The sequence below is a fragment of the Pseudomonas sp. MWU13-2100 genome (assembly GCF_023242365.1).
Lineage (GTDB): Bacteria > Pseudomonadota > Gammaproteobacteria > Pseudomonadales > Pseudomonadaceae > Aquipseudomonas.
In genome coordinates, this window is sequence record NZ_JALLIX010000009.1 from 136,516 (window position 1) to 162,132 (window position 25,617).

The window sequence follows — 25,617 nt, forward strand, 5'->3', positions numbered from 1 at the left end:
TCGCTCAAGTGCCGCCGGCGCCACGTCACCCTGGCACAGCAGCAGCGGCTCAAGAGCAGCGTAGGCACGAATAGCGCCTTCAGGATCCGGTACGTTCTGCCGGAGCATCCATCGGCCAAGGGCTGTTCAGGCACTCCCGAGCGCTGACACGCCCTCTTTGCCCAGGGCTTTGACGGTCCAGTGGGTAAGCCAGACGGAACGCCGGCGGTTGTACTGGAACTGGTTCAAACGGGACCGCCAGAGGTGGCGATACTCACTGTCTTCAGGGCGTTTGTCGAATGCCCAGAGATGCCCGAAGACCCGTTGAAAATCACCCTCATGAGCACGGATGAGAAAGTCGCTCCAGCTGTCATTGGCCACCAGATAACCTATCAATGGCGGAGTCGCGGCATTGGCCCGCTCCTCGGCGGGCTCCGGCGGCAATTCATCCGGCAACACCTCGGGTGGCTCTTGCGGTATTTCCTCGGGCAGTTCCTCGATCATGCCCTCCAGCAACACCTCCAGCAGGTTCTCGGGTGATTGACCGGGTGATCCATCAGGCAATGCCTGGGGGAGTTCCTCGCGCAGAACCTGAGCCTTGATGTTGGCCGCCTGCTGCTTGCTGACATGAACCGGACTGGCGGTAAACAGCCCGTTGAACTGGTCAGGCAATGCCAGTTCTTCGGCCAGGGCATCGTAATAGCCGCGATACCAGAAGAGCGATCGTACCGGGTGCTTCGCGCCGACCGCCACCGTCAGGGCGCTCAGGCGGAACTGCCCCCTGAGCAGCTTCAGCAAACGGTACTGCACCGCCTCCTGGTCCGTCAGCCGCAACGCCTCCTGGCAATCCACGCTCAGCTCCAGCCGATTGAAAATCTGGTAGCTGCTCAGGCCCACGGCACGCCCGCGCCCTTCCAGGCGGAACAACTCCTCGCACAGCAGCAAATCCTCGGACGCGGCCTTGAGCAGCCGCCATACCCGTGCACTCAGATCGCTGCGCACGCCCTGATATTCGGCATCGAAAAACGTCGGCGGGGCACTCATGCGATCCAGCAGAAGGAAAAACACATCCGCATTGGGCCGGTCCCTGACACGCTGCCACTGGGCGCTCCTTTCCGCGGTTTTTTCGGCGCCGCCGGCCCAGCGGTCGATCCCGAACAACGACGACAGGCGCAGGTTGCCAAGGCCGAACACCACATCATGGTGCTCCGCGCTCTGGCGATAATGCAGGACCGCCGTCAGCGCCTGCGGCGACAACGGATTGCCCGACAGGTCCATGCCGCGACAGAGTTGATCGTGCCCCGCAAACAGTTCCGCCGGCAGCCCACGGATCGCATTCTCGCGCAGTTCCACCCGCACCAGGTCTCTCAGGGCCAGCAGTCCCGGCGGCCAATGATCGATGCCGGTACGGCAGAGGCGCAGTACCTGCAACGAGAGCATCGCGCCAAAGTCAGGCAGTACCCCCAGCGGGTTGCCATTGAGATTCAGCCGCTGCAACCTGGTCAGCCCAGCCAGTTCCCGCGCGGTGCCTTCGATCAGTTTCAAGCGATTGTTTTCCAGTGACAGTTCCTCCAGGGCCTGCAACGCTCCTACCGCGTTCGGCAGGCTGCCCAGCCCGTTACCGTCCATGCGCAAGGTGCTCAGGCCGGTGAAATTTCTCAGGAAGCTGCTCAGATAGCGGGCATTGCCCAGGCCCATGTCGTTCATCGACAGCAGGGTGACGTGGCTGAAATCGGCGCTCAGGTCCGGCAGGTCCTCGACTTCCAGGCCATCCAGGACCAGCACATAGCGCAGCGGCCCCAGCTCCTGGGCAATGCTCTGGCGGCGCCAACAGCGCCTGAGGCGCCGCGCGACTTTGCGCCGGCGTTCAACCCGGGTATCGCCGAATGGCAAATCCTCCACGTCTTCGAGCTGCGGCGCCAACTGCCAACGGGCCAGGTCATCCTTCAACTGGCGGTATTCACCGTGCAACCGTTCGACCGCCCTGGCGCGCGCTGCCGAAGTCCCGCCGAGGCTTGCCAGGATCTCGGCGACTTGCGCATCGGAACAACCTCGATAGAGTTTTTTCAACTGTCTGAACTGCCCCGGCGGGTACAACCCCGGCCTTGCCCGCCCGCTCATCGGGTACCCCAGCGCACCACTTTGCAGGCGCATCAGGCGTTGTGGTTGCCGGCTCCAGGGCAGCACCGGGGGCTGTCCGAGCAGTTGCCGGATGCGGTTGCGATCACCCGACACGCTCTGGAACATCACCCGTTTCAAATCCATCTCGACATCATTGCTGCTATGGAGCAGGTTCAGGGTCGTGCGTTTCAACTGCGGCAAGGCCTTGAGCACTGTCGAAAACGGATCTTCATCCGCCGCTGCCAGGCTGCGCAGCCCGGCGCTATCCGCCTCGAACGGCTCATAGCCCCGGTCCGTCTTGACCAGGACCCGACGCACGCCGGCCGAAAAATCACCCACGCTGGCAATCAAGGGACCGCCCGCGGTCTCGCGACGCAACTCGATCCAGAGGCCTTTCGACCAACCGGGCAAGCGCTCGAGCAATTGCAATAACAGAATGTCACTCGCATCGCTGCGTAGCGTGGACAGAAACAGGCTCTCGTACACCCGGCAGACCTCGACTTCCGCGCTCAGGTAGCGCGCTTCCTGGGCCAGGGCCAGAGGTACGCGTTTGTAGTCACGCATCAGCTGGCGCTGGGACGAGTCCGCCTGTTCGATCAAGTCCTGCGCCATGTCGACGCTCAGTAGCGGGAACTGCTGGCGGATAAACGTCGCCTGGAGATCGGTGCCGGGGTCGCAGTCGCCGACCTCCGACCACGGACTGTCCATCTGCGCCTGCCTGAAGCGGCGGGTCACTTCGCTCAACAGCGGCGCGCAGCGCCGGTTTTCGAACAACAGCCGGCCCGGCAGCGTGTCGTCGAGACCGCTGATCGCCAGGACCTGGCGGGCCACGGTATCGGACAAAGCATTGGCGCCGGGTTCGAGCCGACGAAATGCCCGGAGCCCGTCCCAAGCCAGTGGTTCCTCGAATTCATGCCACCAGCCACCCTGGCCGTTGTGCTCCAGCAGAGGCGCATAGGCGCCCTTGAGCGTCGGGTGGCAAATCCGCCACTCGGCGAATCGCAGGTCCTGTTCGACCTGATAGAAGCGCTGGTCCAACTGCACGAAGATCCGTCGGTCCTGCACATACAACCCCGGTGGATCGAGCTCCCGGTAGCCCTCGGAGACCGGCGGGCAGCGATACAGCTCAAGCGCCAGGCCGACACTGCCGTCGGAGCGCCGCTGTGCCCCCATATATGCGCCGATGGCATTGCGCAACGCCTGCCCGTCAGACACCGAGGCCATGCCCAACAAGCCCTGCTCTTGAGTGGAAAGAGAGGCGGCGAAAGCCCGATAAAAACTCTCGGTGGACGACAGATCGAGGCTTGGCTGCCGCCGGCTATCGAGTGCCGTATAGATCCCTTTGCCGTAGCGACGCAACGGCAGGTCCCGCGGGTCGGCGAGAAAGGTCTGGTCACCTTCGATCCACTTCAGGGCCCGACCCAGGCGTTCACGCACAAAACCCACGGCGATGGCCTGCAACCAGACGTCCGTGTCCTCCTGAAACCAGCGGCTCTGATAGATCCCATCCAGGGCCCGTCCCAAGCTGCTGAGCTGCTGCGTGCGGCCCAGGGCATAACGCAGGCGCTGCGGCAGCCGATGAGTGTCCAGCAGGGCCTGGCACTGGCTCGACGGCAAGGGATTGTCGCGCAGGAACTGCGCCAGCCTGGTCAGCGACAGCTGCGGATAGAGCAGGCGAATCCTCACCAGTACCGCCGGCACGCCGGACCTGAACACGGGCAGGTAGGCCCCCACCTCGGGCCCGAAGGCGTTGTTGCTGACATCGATCTTGATCCGCCCCGCATGGGTACCGAGGGCTTCGAACAACGGCCCCGAGCGCTCCCTGGCCAAGGCATTGAGCAGGTGCCGCAGCGTCTTGCCCCTGACCCGCCGCACCTGCGGATCGGTACCGCTGCACAGCACCGAGTCGCTGGGCAGCAGCCCAAGAATCAACGCCAGTACCCCAGGGTCATAACCGCTCGCCAGCGCTGTCGACGGTTCATCCGTGGCCGGTGACTGCTCGACAAAACCGCCATCCGCCAGGCGCCGGATACTCACCGAACGGGCGTACAAGCCCAGGCGCTGGCGCCGGCCATAGGCCTCCTGCAGTTCACCGTCCGCGCCGTGGACCTTCAGGCAGAGGTCCGTCGGCCAGTCGTGCAACTCCGGTAACAGGGCAAACAATGCCCGCTGGGCACACGGCGAGAGCAGCGCCTGCTCCTGGTCGGTGGCCCTGAGTTCGGCAATCCCCTGATCGACCTCGAAGCGTTCCAGTGCCTCGACCAACGAGGCATGCGGCGTGCCCCCCGACCAGACCTGCTCCAGATGCTCGCGGGACACGCCGCTGATATCGAGGATCCGCTGGGCCTGCTCCGCACTGGCGCCCTTGAGCGCGATCATCCGCGCCAGCAAGCGGGCATCCGAGAGTTGCCGGCTGTCATCCAGGGCCACCGACCAACGCCGGGAAGACCGGTCATAGGTCATCGGCGGGTGGAATTGCCCCGTGTCGGGATGGGTCGCCCGATAGCCCTTGAGGTCCTTGTCATACTCAAGCTCGACGGTCAGGTCCTGTCCTCGCTCCTTGACCTGACCATACAACTTAGCGCCCAGGGGGCTCAGCCCCTTTTCGTCGAATACCGAGCCCAGCTCGACGCTCTTGCGCGCGTAGGGCAGCAGCGTCGGCTGCCACAGCTTGCTGGCGCCATCCGCCAGTTGCACCCGGCGGTATTTGTCCAGGCGCTTGAACTCACTGCCGATGCGGCGGTAGGCCAGGCGCCCGGCGTACCCATGCAGGCCGGCCAGCAGCAACATATTGGCGATTTCCAGACCCGCCTGCAGCAGCGGCTCGGGACGCCCCTCGCCGGCGCCCTCCGCGCCCTCGACCAGCTCCAGCGCCAGGTGCCCGGCCATCGCCGCCATCACCATCCGCCCGATACTGCCCAGACCGCCCGGCACCGGCGTCAGCAACAGATCGAGCAGTTGGTGCATGAGGCTGACGATGCCTTCCTTGACCGCGCGCAGGTCCTGCTGGCTCTTGGGCACGGCAATCGCTTCGGTGTTGAGGCGAAAACGCCAGGTGTAAAAGCGGCTCAGCACGTCTTCCGGACGCCCTCCGGCGGGGTGGTAGGCGAAACTCAGGTCGTCCAGGGTCTGGTTCGGAAACACCCAATGGAACACTTCGTAGAGCTTGTCGGCCAACCCATTGAGGTCGGTGGGTTTGTGCTCGGGTTCAATCAGTTGCCAGAGTCTGCTCTGCTGCTCGAAGGCCAGTGAGGAGATCAGCCAACCGAGGGCCTCGCGCGCGTTGTCGGTCTTGAGCTGGGCCTTGAGCTCCTGCTCGAAGGCCGCCAGCGAGGGGTGATGACGCAACACCCCGCCAGGGCGTTCGGCACAGTAGCTGTACAGGCCGGACTCACCGGAAACCCGCAGGATCAACGCCGGCAGATAAATGCCGCTGAGGTCGAACGACTTCAGCGAGAACAGGCGCAGGACCGCCTCCTCGAGGGTGAACTCCACGCGGGCCATGAGCCGACCGAGACTTTGCGGCAGCTTGATCGCCACCTGTTCGACCTTCAACAGGGACGGCCCGCGCTCCAGCGCATCGCGCAACGAGTCGAACAGACTTCGGCTCAGCCGGGTGTTGGCCGCGGTTCTCGCGGCGTCGTAGAGGTTGAAGCGAAACATCTCGCGCACATAGGCCGCGATCAGCCGGGGCAGTAACGCCGTGGGTCGCAGGGCGATCTCGACCCGCTGCCGCAAGTCCGCCCCCAGGTTCAGGTCGCGGACGATCTGGATGAAGTTGTCCACATCGATCAGACTGCCCTGGTTGATATCCTCCTCGCCGGTGCCGTGGCTGATCCAGCGCCGCTTCATTTCGGGCAAGTCGAAAAAGGCGAAGTTCAGGCAGGCGGCCTGCCACAGGGACAAGGTCGCCACATCCACCGCTATCCCCGCCCCGGCATCCAGTGAGCGTTTGTGCGGCGCCGCCCGGCGTTTTTTGCCGGACTCCACGGCGTAGGCGGTATGCAGGTAGGTGGTACGCGGGTCCAGGTCCCGGCCACAGTCCTGCTTGATACGCGTGCGCAGCGCCAACAGGCCGGCCTGTTCGAATGCTTCGACAAACCCCTTGCTCTCGGCATCCAGCGCGCCTTTGGCGGCGACCAGCGCACGAAACAGGCTCAGGTAGCTGCGCTGCTCCATTTCCTGCAACGGGTGCATGGCATCCTTGAACAGGTCGGTGAGATGGTCGAGGACCTGTTGTCGGGCCCAACTCTCGCGGGAATGCAGGAGAGCGGATTGCTGCGCGATGAACGCGCTGATCTGTGGGTCGAGGTCCGGAACGGACGCCACAGGAGTCGATGGGACGGGCTGCGATGGTGCTTCGGCTGGGTTCATGCTGGCTCCTTGGCAAGCGTTGAAAGCATCAGCCTAAGCCGCCGGGGCGGAGCCTCGGCGCTAGTTAAGTATCGCCAACCCGCTACGGACCATGGCGGCACGCGACCGGCCGATCAGGTGACGCCACTCAAGGCATTCAGGGTGAGCGTGTCGATCCGGGAGTCGCGCTCCTGGACGGACAATGACTGGGTCTCTTGCTCGTAGGCCAGATACAGGAACCGGCACCAGAACGGCTGGGATTTCAGATAGCGGTGCAGGCCGTTCGCCTCCGGCGGCAGCGCTTCCATCTCTCGAACATAGTTGACCATCGCTTCAAGCTGGCTCTGGTCGAGTTGCACCCGCTCCGGGTAGAACCGCTCGTTGCACAGGTCGGGCAGTTCCAGGCGCTCGCCCAGCTGTTCCCAATAGGCCCGGTAGATCGCCGGATCGATGGTCTTGTCCCAGAACATCAGCAGGCGAAACTTGCCCTTCAACAAGCGCAGTATTCGGGCCCTGGCGGCAGATTTTTCGACCAGCGCAAGTGCCTGGTGGCAGAGTACCGCGAACTCGATTTCATTGAAGATCCGCAACCTCTCCATCCCCTGCGCCGCTGCCGTGCGTTGCAGGAGGAACAGTTGCCGGCACAAGTCCGCACTGTCGGCCGCCGCCTCCATGATCCGCCAGACACGTTGCGTCAGGTTCCTGCGCGCACTGGAGAACTGCGGCTCATAGAACGTCGCCAGGGCACTCAGGCTTTCCAGGTACGCGAAGAATCCGCCAGCGTGCGGCTCGTCCCTGACGCATTGCCAGCATTCATTCTGACGCGTGCTCCGGTCCGCGGCCGCGCCCCAGGCCTCGATGCCGACGGGTGCGGAAAGCTCGGCCGAGGTGAGCCCGAAGGTAATACCCGCTGCCTTTTTTTCCCGCGTATACACCGACAGTTTGGTCACGGTGTCCGGCAGCAGCGGATTGCCTTCCAGGTTGACACCGCGGTTGAGCTGCAGCGGGGCCAACTGCACGGAATCGGGTACCTGCTGGATGCGGTTATGCGACAGGTCCAGGACCACCAGGTGCTTGAGGAAGAGCACACCCGAAGGCCAGGCATCGATCGCGGTCCGGCTCAGGTCCAGCGACTGCAAGTCCGTCAGGGCGGCAAAGTCGGGGAGCAGCTTCAGCGGGTTACCGCGCAAGTTCAGGTATTTCAATTGCCGCAGTCCCGCCAGCTGCAAGGCCCCCGCCGCCGTCAGGGTAATATGATTGCCCTCCAGGTCGAGCTCTTGCAGGCCGTGCATCTCACCGATTTGATGGGGCAGGCGCTTCAGACCGGCGCCATACAGGCGCAGATGCTGCAAAGCCGGAAAGGCCCGCAGGAAAGCGCTCAGATAACTGATATCGAGGTTCATGTCACGAATCAACAACTGGGTCACGTGTGTGAACGGCACGCTGAGGATCGGCATCTGCTCGACGGAAAAGCCTTCGAGCAACAACACACCGCCCAGCACATTACGACTTTCCCAGCGCCAGCAACGGCGGATCCTGGAGGCCATTGCCTTGCGCATCCTGAGCGCCAGGTTGCGATCCTTGCCCTCGATTTGCGGGACATCGAGCCAGACTTCCAGGTCGCTGCGCAACCTGAGGTAGTCGTGCTCCAGAGCCTCGACCGCAACCCGTTGCTCCGCGCTCGTGCGCCCCAACGACTGGAGCATGTCGAACAGCTCCTGGTTGGTCGCGCCGCGAAAGAGTCTTTTCAGCGTGCCGAACAACTCCACCGTCGGCAGACCCGGGCCGCGACCGCTCAGCTCGATCCCGAGCTGACCGCTGCGCTGGCGCACCAGGCGCCGTGGCAAGGCGGCCCAGGCATGGGCCGGGCGCAGGCCGAGGCGACGGCGCAGTTCCCCACGCTGGCGAATCGCCTGTTCGAAGAGCAGGCTTTTCAACTGGGCTCTTGAATCCTGGACGGCCCCCCTGGGCAGGCGCGCGGGCAAATCCTGGATCACCCGTGACAGGGCCAGGAGCAGGTCGCTTTGCAGCGTCCCCCGGCGGGAGATCTGCTCGCCCTCGACCATGAACGCCTCATAACCGTCCACGGTCTTCACCACCACCCGCCGTTTGCCGAGCTCGGCGCTGCCACTGCTGTCCAACAGGGGGCCGTCGATTGCCGCTTCGCGCAGTTCAACGCGCGCCTGGCTTGGCCAGCCCGGCAATTGCTTGAGCAACGGCAACAGGAACCGGTCGCTCTGGGCATTGCCCAGCGCGTCGGGACTCAGGCCGATAAGGACCCGGCTCAGGATCGCTTCCTCACGCCACCAGCGGGCTTCTTCGGCCAGCGCCAGCGGGATACGCCCGGTCTGGCGGATCAGCCTGCGTTGCCAGGCTTCGCTGTGTGCCAGGATCTCGTCGGCCACACCGCCCGGCAGGTCGGGGAAAGCCCGTTCGAGCGAACTCGTCAAAGGCTCCCCGACCCTGGCCCGCTGCCTGGACAGACCGTCGGCCAATATCCGCCTGACTCGCCGGGCGTCACTCTCCAGGCCTCGTAGCAACGCACCGACCCACTGATCTTCGGACAACTCGGGGGTGACGGCCAGCCACAGGCGATCGGCCTCGCCGAGCGCCGTGAGTGCTGTTTTAAATAGCGCGGGCAACGCCTTCGCACGCCAGCTCAGCGCGTCGAGGTGCTGTTCGATATCCAGGCAGTCCCTGAAGTGCTGCATGACGGCGGTCAGCAAAGCCGGAGGCCGCCGATTGCAAAAAATCGTCTGCCGCAGCAGGTTGTCGGGCGTCGCGCTGATGCTCAGTATCTGCCGGACCACGGGCTCGGCAAATGACTCGGCTTGCCCGCCCAGGCGACGAAACGCGGTCAGGCCATCCCAGCTCAGCGGATTTTCGAACTCATGCCACCAGGCACTCGCGCCGTTATGCTCCAGGCTCGGCGTGTAGGCCCCCGGCAGATCGCCGGGGTTGATCCGCCAGTCCTCCGGCAATCCGCTGCTTTCAATCCGATACAGGCCCCCCTCGAGCATCAAGTAAGTGTTGCTGTCCTGCCGATAGCGGCCGGCCTCATCGGGCACCAGGGTCGCAGCCAGGGTGAGCGTCTCCTGGCAACGCTTGATCGGCAGGCGGATACGGCCGTCCCGGGTCCGTCGCTGTTCCAGCACGGCGGCGACCCGCTTGCGCAAGGCCTTGACGTCAGTAGCATCGGCCACGCCCAGCCGGCTCAGTTCGGGGGGCTTGAACAGCCCCGCCAACGCCCGATAGAAGTCGTCATGGGTCGCACTCGTGCGTACCTGCGGACACAGGCTCAGACCCAATTGCTCTTGCACCAGCAACTCGCCGGCCAGTTGTAGCCAGGTATCCGTATCGCGATTGGCGGCCCGGCGGTGATAGATCCCGTCCAGCACCCGGCCCAGGCGGGTCAAGCCTTGCGCATCGGCCAGGGCGCGAGCCTGTTCGCCAGGCAGTTCGGCACTCGCCAGGAAGCGCTCGCGTTGTCGCGAATCCAGCGGCATACGCCGCAGATGCTCGGCGATCCGCGCCAGCGACACTGCCGGGTACAGCCCCTGGAGCTTGAGCACCAGCGGCGGCAGGGACGGCGCGATCAGTGACAAGTAATGCCGGGCCGGCGCCCGCGAGGTCGAGCGGGCCAGGCCATCATGGACGCTGAGCATCTCGAACAACGCGGGCCGCTCGAGCCGGGCCAGGGCCTTGATCTGCTGCCTTATGCTCTTGTTCCACTGACGCCGGACAAAGGGCTCGAAGCGGCCCTTGAGTGGACAGTCGTCGGGCAACAGGCTGAGGATCAGTGCCTGCACCCCCTCTTCATGGGCGAGCACATCAGCAATCGGCTGCGGGTCGGCGAGGTGCTCGACATAACCGCCCTCCTCCAGCCGTCGAATCGCCACCTTGTACTCGAAGTCCGCCGGTTGCGCCTTTCGACCATGAACCTCCAGCAACTCGCCCTCGGGCCCGTGGATAAACAGCCCGACCGTTTCCGGCCAATCGGGCAGCCGTGGTAGCAGACAGAACAGCACACGCTCGGCCTCCACCGGCAAACTCAGTCGCGCATCGCTGCTGGCGATCAGCGCGTCGAGGCCGGCGTCGATCTGCCGGCGCCGCACGGCCTCGACCAGGGACGCCGGTGGCAAGCCACCCGCCCAGAGCGTCTGGAGCGCCTGGCGGTCGATGCCGCTGATGTGCAACAGCACCTCGGCCTCTTCGCCAGTTCCCTGGCCGATCATCCGCGCCAACCAGCCGGCATCGCTCAGGCCAGCACTGTCATCCAGGTCCGCCAGCCAGTGCCGCGCCTGCGGGTCATAGAGCATCGGTGGACGAAATCCCGCCGCGTCGGGCCTGACCGCCACATAACGCTTGAGCGCGGCATCGTATTCCAAGCGGATCTGCAGCGAACAGTCGCGCTCGCGCACCTCGCCGAACAGCAGACCGCCCTCTTCGAAAAGCCCCCGCTCATCCGCGACAAAGCGCTCCGCCAGTCCCGTGACGGAGACGGCATAGCCGCTCAGGTCGATCTTCCAGAGCGGCTCCGTCCCTGGGCCCTGGGTCACCTTGCGCCAACGCCCGATTTCCAGAGACAACGCCTGGAAACGCCGCTCCACGGCGCGCCCCGCAGCCCCCAGCAGGCTCCCGCTCAGGATCATCGTGCCGAGACTGGCCAGGGCCTGGCCCAGCGCCTTCGGCCGGCCCTGGAAAGTCGCCAGGATACCGTCGGCCAACTCCAGCCCCATTTGCGCGAACATCAGCGTCGCCACCACCCGCCCCAGGACCCCGAAGCCACCCGGAACCGGCAACATCAGGACATTGAGCAACAGGTGCATGACGGCGAGAACGCCCCCCTTGACGGCTTGCAGATCGTGCTCGGTCTTGGACGCCGCGATCGCCTGGGTATTCAAGCGAAACCGCCAGGCGTAGAACTCCGCCAAGGCCTGGCCGGGGCTGAAATCGGTACTCGTCTTGCCATACTCGAAGATCAGCTCGTCGATGCCCTCCCCCGACCAGAACCACTCGTAGACGTCGGCAAAAGTCGAGGTCCAGGTGACCGTCCTGGGCTTGCGGTGCGCCTGGATCCAGTGCCAGAACTGATGCTGCTGCTTGAACGCCAATGACGAGATCAACCAGTGGAGTCGCTTGTGCGCGCTGTCTTTTTGCAATTGCGCCTTGAAATCCTCTTCGAACGCCGCTCTTGAGCGGTGATAGCGCAAGGCTCCCTCCGGACGGTCGACACAGTAGCTGTAGAGCCCCTGGTGCCCGACGACCTCGAAGATCAGCAGCGGCAGGTAAATGACTTGCAGGGGCTCATGCTCGATATCGAAGAGGTGCAGCAGTTCGCTCTCGATGGATTCCAGTACCCGGTCCAGGCGGACCTTCAGACCACCGGGCAAACGCAACGCGACATAACTGCCCTTGAGCCGGGGACGGACCGTCGACAGCTCGTCCCTGAGGGTGACAAAGGCGCTGTAGCTCAGGCCCGTGGTGGCCGACTGGCGGACCGAGTCATACACGCCGAAGCCGATCTCGGCCCCGGTGAAGGCCTGCATGGACCGATCCAGCGGCCCGTCGGCGCGCATCGCCCGCTCGACATGGGGCTTGAGCGCGGCCCCCAGATTGAGCTCGCGGACGATCTCGACAAATTGCTCGGTCGAGAGCAGCCAGCGTCGATCGTTGATATCGACCTTCTTGTCGAAGGAAATCCAGCGCCGCTTGAGGTTGGCGTAGTGGGTGTCGGAAAAGGCGAAGTTCAGGCACGCGGCCTGCCACAGAGTCATGGTCGAGACGGTCAGCGTGCCGATCCGCCGCTCGAAGCTCTCCACCTCGCCCTTGGGTGGGGGAACCTGCGCCTGCGCGTCGATCACGGTATGCAGATAGGTAGTGTGCGGGTCGAGGTCCAGGCCCGAGACCTGTTTCAGACGTTCGCGCAGCGCTGCCAGGCCGGCGGCCTCGAAGGCAGAGACAACCTTTTCGCTCTCCTCGTCGAGTGCCGACCTGGCCGTCATCAGTAGGCGGTAGCGCCCCAGCCAACTGCGCTGTTCGGCTTCATGCAACGGTCCCATGGCCGCCTTGAACGAGATTGCCAGTTGCTCGACGACCTGCTGCCGCGCCCAGCTCTGCTCGCTGTGCAGCAGCTCCGCGTCGCGCCGCAGAAAAGCCGACAACAAGGGGTCGTCGACCTCGGCGGGGTCTGGCGACGGGGCTTCGTCAGCGCTGTCGATATCCGTACTCTGTTCAACCGATCGGTTCATGGCATGGCCTTCCTGATACGCCGTGGAAAGCGTCAGGTTATCCAGCCATTGATCCGCGACTGATCTATATAGATGTGGCGTGCCTTTTGCCTGACGCCGCTCAGGCCACCCTGGCGGGTATCGGCCGCGCTGCTGTCCCCGGTTTGCGGAACACCAGGACGTTGCCCGCCATCACCGCCACCAGCCCGAGCAGGGCCGGCGCACTCCAGTGATAACCCTCGGCATAGGCCGAGACATTCAACGCCACCAGCGGAAACAGCACCGTGCAGTAGGCGGCGCGTTCCGGGCCCATGCGCCCGACCAGGGTCAGGTAAGCGGTGAAGCCGATCACCGAGCCCGGAATCACCAGGTACAGCAGCGAGCCGATATACCGCGTGTTCCATTCCATGGCGAAGGGGATGCCCTGGACCAGGCAGTAGGCGGCGAGCATCGTCGCACCGTAGAGCATGCCCCAGGCGTTGGTGGTCAGGGGCTTGAGCCCGGCCTTCTGTTGCAGGCTGGAGAGCAGGTTGCCGGCCGAAAAGCACATCGTGCCGAGCAAGGCCAGCCCCAGGCCCAGCAGCGTGTGCGGGCCGGCGGTGTGCCCGGAGAGTTCCGGCCAGAACAACAGGCCCAGGCCGAGCAGACCGAGGGCCCCACCCATCAGCACATTACGGGCAATTTTCTGCTTGAAGAACACCCGGGCGTTCAGGGCATTCCACAAGGTCGCGGTGGAAAACACCACCGCCACCAAACCGCTGGGCACCCACTGGCTGGCCGTGAGGAAACACATGAAATTCAGGCAGAACAGGCACAGGCCCTGGGCCAGGCAGATCAGGTGACCGCGGCGGTTCATCGGTTGCAGGCGGCGGCTGAGCAGCAGCAGGACGAACAGCACCAGCGCCGCCAGGCCGAAGCGATAGACGATGGAGACCGGAATCGCCACCACCCCCAGCTGCAGTTTCAGGGCGATCCAGGTGGTGCCCCAGATCAATACGGTCAGCAGGTACAGAAACAGGTTCATGAGGCGGACTCCGGAAGACAGGCCCCAGTGTCGACGGGTTGGCGGGGCTCGCGCTTGCAAAAACTTGCGCTTTTGTCGGCGCCGGGCTGTCAGGGCCCGGTCTAGGGAGTAGGATGCAAAGCGTTGGAGAACTGACCATGCCCGCACTGGATACCCTGCAAGTCTTTCAAGCGCTGAGCCGCTCACCCAATTCGCGCCTGGAACACAGCGCGCAGCTCGGTGACGGCCTGGCCGCGGCCTTGTGGAGCAACCACCACGACGCCCAGGACTATGAGGCGCCCGGTCACCACACCCTGTCCTGCTATATCGCCGGCGGCACCGGGACCTTTCGCCGTGATCGCCCGGACACCAAGGGCGGCCCGGACAAGCTCTGCATCCTGCCCGCCGAGCACCAGTCCGGTTGGGTGATCAATGGCAGTATCCGCCTGGCTCACTTGTACTTCAGTGCGCAACAGTTCGCGGTCGGTTGCGTGACGCTGCTGGACCGCGAGCCGCGTGAGTTGCAATTGCAGGAACATACCTTTCTCGACGATCCGCAACAGGCCCGGCGTTTTCGCCAACTGATCGGCCTGAACTGGGACGAACCGGGGGAGCGCCTGCTCAGTAGCAGCCTGGCCCACGAGTTGCTCGGCCATACCTTGCTCAATCAGGTGGGCATGCGCCAGGGCTTGCGCTTGAAAGGCGGCTTGGCGGCGCATCAGCGGCGCTTGCTGGTGGAGTACATCGACAGCCGCCTGGACCAACCGTTGAGCCTGGGCGAGTTGGCCGGGTTGTGCGCGCTATCGGAATATCACTTTGCGCGGATGTTTCGTACCAGCTTCGGCCTGCCACCCCATCAGTATGTGCTGGCACGGCGCCTGGAGCGGGCGCGGGTGCTGCTGCGAGGCACTGTGCAGCCCCTTGGCGAGGTTGCCCTGGCGTGCGGATTTGCCAGTGCCAGTCATTTCGCCAACCGCTTCCGCCAGGTCCTGGGCGCCACGCCCGGCGAATACCGGCAAGCCTTCACCCACTAAAGCCAGGCCCCCCCCCTGTGGCTACCCCACTCCTATGGCTACCCCACTCCTCTGGCTACCCCACTCCTCTGGCTACCCCACTCCCGTGGCTACACCACTCCTGTGGGAGCGGAGCTTGCCCGCGAAGAGGCCCTTGAGACCGCCAAAAACTTCGCGGGCAAGCTCCGCTCCCACAAGTTATGCGGTGCTTTCAATAGCCTGTTTTCTCAGTCGGACTTGTTGGCCAAGGCCATCACCACCTGGTCCTCCACCGCTTTGACTTGCCGCCCCCCGACCAGGTAATTGTTGCTCAGCATGGCGAATACCAACGGCCGCCCATCACGGCTGGTGACATAACCGGCCAACGACGACACACCGCCCATGCTGCCGGTCTTGGCATGCAGGTTGTTCGCCGCCGCCGTGCCGCGCAGGCGTTTGCGCAAGGTGCCACCGATCATCCGCTCGGGATTGCCGGCAACCGGCAGCGCCGCATACCAGGCCTGGAACCAGGGCCGACCCCGCGCCGCCAGCAGCAAATCGCTGAGGGTCCGCGCCGACACCTGGTTACGCCGTGACAAACCGGAACCATCGAACTGCAGCAACTCCGTCGACGCCACCCCGTGCCCCTGCAGGAACCCGTTGACCGCCGCCACACCCGCCGCCGCAGTGCCCGCATGCGCGGTCTTGCGCCCCATGGACTTGAGCAGGATCTCCGCCATATTGTTGTTCGACAACTTGAGCAGCGGCGGCATCAACTCCGCGAGGACCGGCGACTGGTGCTCGACCAGCGGCTGGGCCGCAGCCGGCGTAGCGACGCCGAGCACACTGCCGCCTTCCACCGCGATCCCCTGCTGGAGCAAGGCGGTACGGAACAGATCAGCCACCAATCCAGTCGGTTCCCAGACACTGACCTGGGCAATGCGCTCCGCGCCCTTGGGCAACGCGCCGTCGATGCGCAGCAGGTTGCCGCCATGGACCCGACTGACCACCAGCGGACCACCGCGGCCCGTCCTGGCCCGGTTGAGCACGTTCATATAACGGTTGGCCGGCGTGAAGCTGACCCGCACCGGCTGATGGGCCGAGCTACCGGCATGCACATTCACCAGGATCGAACCGACATCCAGGTCGGCGTTCGGCGACACGCTCAGCGCGGAAATCTGCGCCGCGAAGTACTGCTGCTCGTCATCGCTGGACCAATCGACCCCCAGCCGTTCATGGTCGAAGGCGGTGTCATCGAGGATCAGGCGTCCGCGCACCCGCGTGATGCCTTTGCGCGCCAGCCCGGCCGCCAGGGCCTGGTAGTCTTCCTGGCGCATCGTCGGGTCACCTGTGCCGCGCAGGTACAGATCGCCGTTCAGCACCGTGCCCTGTTGCCCCCCCGTGCTCAGCAGGGTCGTGGAAAAACGATAATCGGCGCCCAGCACTTCCATGGCCGCCGCCGTGGTCACCAGTTTGAGGCTGGAAGCCGGAATCAGGCGGAATTGCGGGTTGTATTCGCACACCAGTTTGCCGGTGTTCGCCTCGCGCACCACCAGCGAGGTCATCGCACCCTGCAACGCCGGAGCGCGCAGGACGCTGTCGAGCCCGGCGCAAAAGGCCGAGCGTGGCAACGGCAATGGCAACTGCGCCGCTTGCAGAACCACCGCCCGGACCGGCTCGGGAGCCTTCGGTGCCTTGCTGGAGCAGGCCGCCAACAGTGCGCATAACGCCAATGCGACGCCCTTGCCCATGAAACCCTGTACCGAATTCATCTTGCGCCTCGAACTCAACCAATAAATACACAATAGCCTCTGCCTGCGGCAGCGGCTGATCCACTCAGGAGGCACGTAAGAACAAGGTACTTATCGAGTCAACGGGGAAGGGAATTATGCGGCAAGCCCGGCCCCGGAATCCATGTGCAAGCGACAGGTTTCCAGGGACAGGCTGTGTAGCTCAGGGCGCCAGGGTGGTGACGGAAAAGCTGTTGGCGTGAAACAGCGGATCGGCCTTGGCTTCGCCCTTGGCGGTCGCCGGCAGGGTGAAGTCCATGGCCGGCAGGTAGACCTTGCGGCTCAGCGGGTCGAACGCCATGTTGTAGGCCATCGGCAAGGTGCTGACGCTGCCCAGTACACGGTAGTGATCGACATCCGTCTGTTCGACCAGCGTCAGGTTGGCGTCCAAGCCGCTGGGGATGATCAACCGATGTTGCCCGGCATCCCAGGCCAGCGCATTGACGTCCCGGGTGATCGGCAGGCTGGCCTTGACCGCGCCGCTCTCCAGGTCGGCGACGATCAGCCGTGGCTGCTTGCCGCGACAGGCGACGAACAGCCGCTGTCCCGGCTGGTCCAGGGCCAGGGCGCTGGGTTTCGGGCAGCCCTCGAAGGTCCAGCGATCGAGCACTTCGAAAGTGCTGGCGGAAAACCGCGCCACCTTGCCCTCGTCACGCATCGGCAGGAAGAAACTGCCATCGCCCTTGACCAGCAGCGGGTCGATTTTCTTCACGTCCAGTTCGTGGGCGGCGGTGATCTTTTCCTGTTTCGGATCGAAGACAAACAGCGTCGAACGATCCGCCCGCCGGCCGCTGACGACAATCACCTGGCCGCTGCGCGGCTCGTACACCGCGCTGTTGAGATTGCTCTGGGCCACCGCAATACGTTTGAGCCACTTGAGGCTCGACAGCTCGACCACACCGAGGCTGCCATCGGTGTTGAGCACGAACAGGCGATTGCGTTCGGGCACGAACACCACGGCATTGGCACCCTGCGAATGCTCGGTGGTTTTCACCAGGCGTTGTTTCGCCACGTCGAACACGCTCAGGCCGTTTTCCCGCCGGGCCAGAAACAGGTAGGGCCGGGTCGGGTCGAGGGCGGCGAAGCCCCAACTGTCGCCGGAGCCGGGCAAGCGGACCTGATGCTCACGCTGGTACAGGCGCCCGTCATCGGCTGCCGCCGCCAGGCCGGCCGCGCCCAGGGTCAGGACCAACAAAACCGCACTGAGTCTTTTCATCAGAACTCCAGGGTGCTGGAAACCGACACCTGCCGCGCATCGCCCATGGACACGAAGAGCTGGCTGACCGCCGAGGTGTAGTAGACCTTGTTGAACAGGTTCTTCACGTTGAGCTGGAACTTGACCTTCTGTCCCTCGACCCGGGTATCGTAGGTGGCGAAGGCATCGGCCACGGTGTAGCCCGGCAGATCGAAGGTGTTGGCCGCATCGCCGCTGCGATGACCGACATAGCGCGCCCCGGCACCGGCACGCAGCTTGTCGCCACCGCCCATGATCGAACCGAAGTCGTAGACCGCCGACAGGGAACCGGCGTTCTTCGCCACGTTCTGCAGGCGGTTGCCCTGGTAGTTGGCGTCCTGGGTGACCTGGGCATCGGTGTAGGCGTAACTGCCGATCAGGCTCCAGCGCTCGCTCAGTTGACCGCTGGCATCCAGTTCCAGGCCGCGCGAGCGGACCTGGCCGGCAATACTGTACTGGGTAGTCAGGCCGTCGGCGATGGACACCAGCACATTGCGCTTATGGATATCGAAGATCGCCGCCGTAGCGGTGATGCGCCCGGGAATATCCAGCTTGGTGCCGATTTCCCAGGCCTTGGACTGTTCCGGTTCAAGCGAGCCGTCGAGCACCAGGCGGGTAGTGCTGGTCAGCGCCAATGGGGCGATGGTGGAGTTGGGCTTGAAGGATTCGGTGTAGCTGCCATAGAACGACAGCTCGTCGCTGTAGCGATATACCAGGCCGGCGCGTGGCACGAACTTCTCGCCGTTGCCGTTGGTGTTGACCTGGAACGGCCGGCCCTTGCCCGCGTATTGGTCGTACATCTGGAAGCGGCCGCCGGCCACCAGGATCCACTGGTCGTTGAGGTGGATCGAGTCCTGGGCAAACAACGAGTCGCTGCGCAGCAGGTCGGTCTGGTCGCTGTCCTTGGCGCTGACGGTGGAGCCCGGGACTTCGCGGCCATAGACCGGGTCCAGGTAGTTGAAGGTGGTCAACGGACTCTGGCGGATCAGGTTGGAGCGGTAGATCTTGCGGTACTCGTCGTCGACACCGAACACCAGGTCATGCTGCATGCCGGCCACATCGACCTTGCCGTCGAGGCTGGCGGTGGTGAAGCGATCAGTGGTCAGCGCGCCCTGGGTGCCATCCATGCTGCGCACTAGGGTGCCGTTGGCCGGGTTGACCGAGACCACCCGGACCTGGCTGGCATCGTAGGTTTCGCGGTTCCAGCTATAGCCGAAGTGGGCCTTCCAGTTGTCGTTCAGATCGTGGTCGGCTTCGAAATGGACCAGGTCCGAACGTCCTTCCATATTGTTGAACGGCTCATCCAGCCGGCGATCCTTGGGAATCGCCAACGGATGGTTGGTCCGCGGATCGATGGCCGTGCCACGGTCGAACGGAGTCAGGAACTCGCGGTGCTCATAGGACAGCAGCAGCTTGGTGGTCTCGCCGAACCAGGCCAGGGAGGGAGCGATCAGGGTCTCGCGATGGGCACCGAAGTTGCGCCAGTAATCTTCGTCTTCACGATCCAGGACCATGCGGTAGGCCAACCCGGAATCACCGAGGGCACCGGTGCTGTCGAGGCTGGCGCCGCTGCCATTCTTGCCGGAGCCGTAGGTCGAGCCGCGCAGGGTCACGGCGTTGTACTGCTCCAGCTGCGGTTTCTTGCTGACCAGGTTGACCACGCCGCCCGGGTCCTGGATACCGTAGAGCAAGGAGGCCGGGCCCTTGAGCACTTCGACCCGCTCGGTGCTGGCGTTCAGCGCACGGCCCTGCACCAGCGGCATGCCGTCCTGCATGATCGAACCATTGCGGTTGTCGCCGAAGCCGCGAATCATCACCGCGTCCTGGGTGCCGCCGAGGGTGTTGGCCTGGGTGATGCCGCTGATGTTGTTCAGCGCATCATCAAGGTTGCGCGGGGTCTGGTCACGCAGGACCTGGGACGAGACCACATTGATGCTCTGCGGGATTTCCTGCAGCGAGGCGCTGGAACGGGACACCGAGGTGACCTGTGGCGGCTGGTAGCTGGTGGCGGAGGCCTGCGGGTTGCCGTTGATGGTGGTGGCGCCGAGGTTCAGGGCGCCCTGGGTCGGCACGGGTTCGAGAGCCAGGGTGTGGTCGTCGGTGCGGCGGAAGGTGAGGCCGGAATTGCTCAGCAGCCGCTGCATCGCCTGCTCGGCGCTCATCTGCCCGTTGAGCGCCGGGGCTTGTTGGTCATAGGCGGCCTCATCGGTGTAGACCACGCTCAGGCCGGTGACCCGGCTGAAGTCGCTCAGGGCCCGGGGCAGCGGCTTGGCGGCGATGGCGAAGTTGAACTGCGCGCTGTGCTGCGCCGCGGACTCGGCCGCCAGGGCCACGCCCAGGGGCAGCAACGCCAGCCCCGAGACCGCCAGCGCCGATGCGCCGAACCACCGCTTGAGCGAACTGCCTGTCACTGCTTTTGCCCTGGACTTCATATGTGCCTGACCCGTACGTAGAGAACCCATTAATGCGAATGAATCGCACTTTCAAGCACTACACGGATGGGCTGCCGGGTTACCTCACTTTTATTTTGAAAATATTTTGCCGGGATCAACGCAATACGATGACCCGGCCCAACAGGTTGTGCTGTTCGAACCCCAGAACGCCTTGCAGCGAATCGAGCACCGCCCGCGGATCCTTGTTCGCAAAGCTGCCGCTGATCCGTCGTGCCGCCAGGCTGTCGTTGAACACCAGGATTCGTCCCGGGTAGTAGCGACCCAGGTCCTCGACCACCTCGGCCAGGGTGGCTTTCGAATAGTTCAGCCAGCCCTGGCGCCAGGCCAACAGTTGGGCGCTGTCCACCGGATGCAGCGGCTGCGCCGCACCGTCGGCATAGGCCAGTTGCTGGTTGGTGCCGAGAATCTGTTGTGGCGCCCGCGCGCTCGCCCGCACCCCGACCCGCCCGGACAACACCGTCACCCGCGCACCACCCGGTTGCAAACGCACCTCGAACTGCGTGCCGAGCACCCGCGCCTCGCCGCCCTGGGCATCCACCACAAAGGGCTCACCGGTATGACTCACCTGGAAAAACGCCGCGCCGCGACGCAACCGGACATGCCGTTGGCCCGCGCTGAAATCCACGGAGATCGCGCTGTCGGTATCCAGGGTGACTTCGGAACGGTCGGCCAGGGTCAGCGTGCGCACCTGTCCCGGCACCGAGACATAGTCGGCGCCGAGGTCGTCAAGCCAACGTCGAGGCTCGAAACCCAGGCCCATGGACATCATCATCAGCAGCAGGCAGGCGGCCATGGCCAGGCCCGCCGACCAGCGCCAGCGCAGCGCCGGCTTGGGTCGGTCCATGGCCGCGAGCAACGCTTGCAAGGCCGCAGCCTCCTCCCTGGCCAGGGTGCTCGCCGGCACTTCGCTCAGTTCCCAGAGCACCTGGGCCTGGGTATAGGCCTCGACATGGGCCGGGTCGGCTTGCAGCCAGAGGCTGAAACGCGCCTGATCGCCCCGGCTCGGCTGATCGTGCAACAGGCTGAGCCAGGCCAGGGCGACCTGTTCCTGGGCGGGCGTCACGGCGACGCCGGAAGAATGGATCACGATGCTTTCCCTGGCAGACGTGTGGTCGACGGTTCTCTATGTGTTGCGCAGGGCTCTCGCAGACTGGCCTTGCAAGCTTCGAGGGCCCGCATCATGTGTTTTTCCACGGCACTTTGCGAGAGGCCCACGGCCTTGGCGATCTCAGCGTACTTGCGGCCGTGGATCCGGTTGAGCAGGAAAATCTGCCGGGTGCGCTCCGGCAGGCTGCGCAGGGCCGCCTCGACATGCCGCAGGTCGTTACCGGCCGCCAGGGCCGCCTCGGGCTCGAGGCACTGGTTATCCTGCTGCTCGGGCAGCCAGCCTTCGTTGACTCGCACGCGCGCACCCTCGCTGCGCAAGTGGTCGATGGCTATGTTGCCGGCGCAACGCAACAGGTAGGTGCTCAGTTCCTCCACCTGCACCAGCGGCCGGCGCCAGAAACGCAGGAACAGGTCCTGGACCAGGTCCGCCGCCGTCGCGCGACAACCGACCCGGCGACTGACCAGCGCCTCCATCTGCGAACGCTGGGACAGGAACACTTGCAGGAAATCCGCGCGACCGGCGTGCAACTCGGTCCCCTCGGTATCCGGGTTCTCGGGGGGGCGCATGGCCAGGTTCATCACGACACTCCCAGCAACAGTCAGCCGCCGAGCAGCAGCGAGCCAGCGGAAAGGATGCCAATATTAATGATAAAAATTCTCATACGCAAAGACATCCGACGATCTGCGGAGATACGAGGACATCCGGGACTGGTCATCCGAACGGCTAACCAGGGTGAAACACCAGGGTGGATCAGGCGGGTTCCGGACTGATCGTTGAACGGGGGCCCAAACGAAAACGGGCCTGCAGATGCAGGCCCGTCGTGGTCAGCGTCGAGGATCAGCCATTAGCGGCCAGTCGCACACGTTCTTTCTCTTCGAACTCCTCTTCCAGCAGCGCGTCTCCCAGGTCGCGGCGCTCGCCCACAGTGGCGGTCGCGCGTTTGGCTTGCAGTTTGCCGAACAGATGCTCCAGTGCATGTTCCAGTTTGGTGGCCGCGCCATCGATCGCCTGTTCCAGCGTATCGGCTTTATGGGTGACCGAAATCGGTTGATGGCCTTTTGGCCGCGCTTCCATCTGACAGCGCATATCGTGGGGACCGGGCTTGTCGCCGTTCTCGTCCGCCAGGTGAACTTCGACCCGTGTCAGGTCTTCTTCATAACGTTCGAGCGCGTTCTCGACGCTCGTCCGGACCCATTCCTCCAGTCGAATGCTGCTTTGAATATGGTTATCACTATTGACTTGGATTTGCATAGTTATTCCCTTATTTCAGCTAGCTAGTAAGAGACTCGTCGGCAGCGTCTGAAGGCGTGCTGAACATGACCTCTTGATGACAGAGTTGGGCAGTTGGAAAAACAATTCAAGCCCTTTGAAAAGATAAATAATTATCCGACGAAATAGCCGGACAAGCCCGTAAAGCGCTGTTAATGTCGGGAGTTGGGTCGCATCGCTTTCCTGTCATCTCCTGCAACAATCTCCCTGGAAAAGTCCCCCCGCAAAGTCGGCGCAAAAGTCTTGCTGCGCCAGACATCCTTGCCCGGCGCTCGCCCCCATCAGGCCTGGCGCAACCCCGGCAACACCTTGCGCTCGCGGGTGTAGCTCAACACGAAATGTGCCACCAGGCCGAAGATCAATCCCCAGAACGCCGCCGCCAGCCCCAGGTAGCTCATGCCCGAAGCGGTCACCAGGAAGGTGATCAACGCCGCCTCCCGCTGTTTCTCCTCGGCCATGGCTCCCGTGAGCCCGGCACTGATCGCGCCGAACAGCGCCAGCCCGGCCAGGGACGCGATCAGTTCCTTGGGCAAGGCGCCGAACACCGAGGCCAGGGTCGCGCCGAAGGTGCCCATCAGAATGTAGAAAACCCCGCAGGCGATGCCGGCGATATAGCGCTTGTCGCGGTTTTCGTGAGCCTCGCGACCGGTGCAGATCGCCGCCGTGATCGCCGCCAGATTGAGACCATGGGCGCCGAACGGCGCCAGCAACACCGCGCCCACGGCGGTCAGCGAGATCATCGGTCGGGCCGGCTGGGGATAACCGGCCGTGCGCAGCACCGCCATGCCCGGCACGTGCTGGCCGGTCAGGGTCACCAGGGCCAGCGGCAGGCCGATATTGACGATCGCGTGCCAGCTCCACTCGGGCGCGGTGAAGATCGGATGCGCCACCGCCACGGTGATCGCCCCCTGATTCAACTCGCCCATCAGCGCGGCGAAGCCACAACCGACGATCAACACCGACAGAATCGCGTAGCGCGGCGAGCAGCGCTTGCACACCAGGTAGACGGCGATCATCGACAACACCAGCGCCGGTTGCAGGCGGATCGAGGTGAACAGCTCGGCGCCGAAGCGAAACAGGATCCCCGCCAGCATCGCCGCGGCAATCGCCTTGGGCAGGCGGCTCATCAACTTGTCGAAGGCTCCCGACAGCCCCACCGCCAGGATGATCAGCGACGCTACCACATAGGCCCCGATGGCCTCGGCGAACGACACCGTCGGCAGCAGCGACACCAGCAGCGCCGCGCCAGGCGTCGACCAGGCGGTAATCACCGGGATCCGCAGGCGCCAGCTCAACAGCAGGCCGGTGACGCCGCTGCCGATGGAAATCGCCCAGATCCACGACGCCACCTGCTCGCTGGACAGATGCGCCTGGGACGCCGCCTGGAACACGATGATCAACGGGCCGGCGTAGGAAATGACCACGGCGATAAAGCCGGCGATCACCGCGGACAACGAAAAATCCTTTCTGAGGCTACTCATGAGCGTCGATACCTGAGCGTGGGAGGCTTTGATTCGATTGAATCGATTTATGTGCATATAACCGCAAAAATTGATTCGATTCAATAGAATCAATTTGGCTTGCAGACCCTGTGATAAGCTTGCCGGCACTTTTCAGGATCGGTAGCCATCAAGCATGTGGGTTCCTCGGCTCAGCGACTTCAACCAACCGGTGTACCTCTCCATCGCCGACGCGCTGGCGCGGGATATCGCCAGCGGTATGCTGAAAGCCGGCAGCCGCCTGCCGACCCTGCGTGAACTGGCCCAGGCGCTGGACGTCACGCCTGGTACCATCAGCCGCGCCTACAGCGAGGCCCAGCGGCGCAAGCTGGTGCAAGGCGAAGTCGGTCGCGGCACCTATGTGCTGGAACAGGGCGCGCCGACGCCGACCCGACAACAGCCCCCGGTGCTGCTGGCACCGGGGCCGAGCGACCTGCTCGACCTGTCGATCATCAAGCCCCACGGCGAGCCGCTCGAACACGAGTTGCGCGATGCCCTGGTGAACATGGCCAACGACGCGGATTTCGCCCGCGCCCTGGACTACGCCCCCGACGGCGGTCACCCGGCCCACCGGGAAGCCGGCGCGCAGTGGTTGCGCCAGTCGCTGCCCGATGCGCAATGGCACCAGGTGGTGATCACCGCCGGCGCGCAACATGGGCTGATGGTCGCCATGAGTGCCCTGAGCAACAGCGGTGACCTGGTGCTCTGCGAAGCCCTTTGCTACCCGGGCATCATTTCCCTGGCCCATGGCCTGGAGCGGCGCCTCGGCGGCGTGGAAATGGACGAGGAAGGGATCATTCCCGAGGCCCTGCGCGAGCGTTGCCGGCGGGAAAAACCGGCACTCCTGATCTGTGTCGCCACCTGCCAGAACCCGACCACGGCAATCATGTCAGCCGCGCGCCGAGCACAGATCGCGGCGATTGCCGAAGAATTCGATTTCGTCATTATCGACGACGATATCTACGGTTTCCTCGCCAATGACCCGTCGATCAAGCCATTGTCCAGCTACGCCCCGGAGCGCTCGGTGTACCTCACCAGCCTGTCGAAATCGGTGATGCCGGCGCTGCGCATCGGTTACCTGTACAGCCCGCCGAAACTGCTGTCGCGCCTGACCTCAATGGTGCGCAGCAGCATCTGGATGCCCTCGCCGCTGACCGCGCAACTGGCGAGCATGATGCTCAGCGAAGGCCTGGATACCCGACTGGTAACGGTCCAGCGCGCCGAAGCGGCCGCGCGCCAGGCCATCGCTGCGGAAGTCTTTCGCGGCTTGCAGATCACCACCCAGCCCCACAGTTATCATCTATGGCTGACCTTGCCCGAGCCCTGGAGCGGCGATGAGTTCACCTTGCTGGCGCGGGCCAACGGCGTGCTGGTGCTCAGCGGCACGCAGTTCCAGGCCGAACGCCTGGGGCATACCCGCAGCGTGCGGATCGTGCTGATGTCACCCACCAGCCGCGACGAACTGCGCTTTGCCCTGACCAAGCTGGCCAGCCTGATCGACGCCGACCCGCGCCGTTTCTACTGAACGGTCGTTTACTCGGCACAAGCCTTGCACCGGTAGATTCGTCAATACGGCACCCATGCAG

12 protein-coding genes are annotated in these 25,617 nt (G+C 64.3%); 2 read left to right on the forward strand and 10 right to left on the reverse strand.

What is annotated here, in order from left to right; all coding sequences use genetic code 11:
* Nucleotides 1-126: 126 nt before the first annotated feature.
* The 3 genes from M5B99_RS09200 to M5B99_RS09210 all read right to left on the reverse strand — a co-directional run bounded on the left by M5B99_RS09200 (nucleotide 127) and on the right by M5B99_RS09210 (nucleotide 13,707).
* A complete protein-coding gene (locus M5B99_RS09200) occupies nucleotides 127-6,474 on the reverse strand; it encodes an NEL-type E3 ubiquitin ligase domain-containing protein (protein ID WP_248803731.1) in 6,348 nt (2,115 codons plus the stop codon).
* 113 nt (nucleotides 6,475-6,587) lie between these two features.
* On the reverse strand, nucleotides 6,588-12,704 hold the full coding sequence (locus M5B99_RS09205; RefSeq protein ID WP_248803732.1) for an NEL-type E3 ubiquitin ligase domain-containing protein: 6,117 nt from the start codon (nucleotides 12,702-12,704) through the stop codon (nucleotides 6,588-6,590).
* 100 nt (nucleotides 12,705-12,804) lie between these two features.
* Nucleotides 12,805-13,707: a DMT family transporter gene (locus tag M5B99_RS09210; RefSeq protein ID WP_248803733.1), complete on the reverse strand. Its 903-nt coding sequence runs from the start codon at nucleotides 13,705-13,707 to the stop codon at nucleotides 12,805-12,807.
* A gap of 137 nt (nucleotides 13,708-13,844) precedes the next feature.
* On the opposite strand from M5B99_RS09210, the gene M5B99_RS09215 reads away from it, so the two are divergent.
* Nucleotides 13,845-14,720, forward strand: a complete 876-nt coding sequence (locus tag M5B99_RS09215; protein ID WP_248803734.1) for an AraC family transcriptional regulator — start codon at nucleotides 13,845-13,847, stop codon at nucleotides 14,718-14,720.
* Nucleotides 14,721-14,926: 206 nt separating this feature from the next.
* Here M5B99_RS09215 and dacB read toward each other — a convergent pair whose 3' ends face one another.
* From dacB to M5B99_RS09250, 7 genes are all read right to left on the reverse strand, one after another.
* Nucleotides 14,927-16,450, reverse strand: a complete 1,524-nt coding sequence (dacB, locus tag M5B99_RS09220; RefSeq protein WP_248803735.1) for a D-alanyl-D-alanine carboxypeptidase/D-alanyl-D-alanine-endopeptidase — start codon at nucleotides 16,448-16,450, stop codon at nucleotides 14,927-14,929.
* A 181-nt stretch (nucleotides 16,451-16,631) separates the two neighbouring features.
* On the reverse strand, nucleotides 16,632-17,684 hold the full coding sequence (locus M5B99_RS09225) for a hypothetical protein (RefSeq protein WP_248803736.1): 1,053 nt from the start codon (nucleotides 17,682-17,684) through the stop codon (nucleotides 16,632-16,634).
* Nucleotides 17,684-20,134 (reverse strand): TonB-dependent siderophore receptor, encoded by a 2,451-nt coding sequence (locus M5B99_RS09230; RefSeq protein WP_248803737.1) that lies wholly within the window; start codon nucleotides 20,132-20,134, stop codon nucleotides 17,684-17,686. Before M5B99_RS09230 ends, M5B99_RS09225 begins: the two co-directional genes overlap by 1 nt.
* Before the next feature lie 115 nt (nucleotides 20,135-20,249).
* Nucleotides 20,250-21,239: a FecR family protein gene (locus M5B99_RS09235; RefSeq protein WP_248803759.1), complete on the reverse strand. Its 990-nt coding sequence runs from the start codon at nucleotides 21,237-21,239 to the stop codon at nucleotides 20,250-20,252.
* Nucleotides 21,239-21,829, reverse strand: coding sequence for an RNA polymerase sigma factor (locus M5B99_RS09240; protein WP_248803760.1), 591 nt, complete (start codon nucleotides 21,827-21,829; stop codon nucleotides 21,239-21,241). Before M5B99_RS09240 ends, M5B99_RS09235 begins: the two co-directional genes overlap by 1 nt.
* A gap of 271 nt (nucleotides 21,830-22,100) precedes the next feature.
* Nucleotides 22,101-22,514: an HPF/RaiA family ribosome-associated protein gene (locus M5B99_RS09245; RefSeq protein ID WP_248803738.1), complete on the reverse strand. Its 414-nt coding sequence runs from the start codon at nucleotides 22,512-22,514 to the stop codon at nucleotides 22,101-22,103.
* Nucleotides 22,515-22,813: 299 nt separating this feature from the next.
* Nucleotides 22,814-24,013 (reverse strand): benzoate/H(+) symporter BenE family transporter, encoded by a 1,200-nt coding sequence (locus M5B99_RS09250; RefSeq protein ID WP_248803739.1) that lies wholly within the window; start codon nucleotides 24,011-24,013, stop codon nucleotides 22,814-22,816.
* A gap of 154 nt (nucleotides 24,014-24,167) precedes the next feature.
* Here M5B99_RS09250 and M5B99_RS09255 point away from each other — a divergent pair, with 154 nt between their 5' ends.
* Entirely contained in the window at nucleotides 24,168-25,556 is a 1,389-nt protein-coding gene (locus M5B99_RS09255) for a PLP-dependent aminotransferase family protein (protein ID WP_248803740.1), read from the forward strand.
* Nucleotides 25,557-25,617 lie beyond the last annotated feature (61 nt).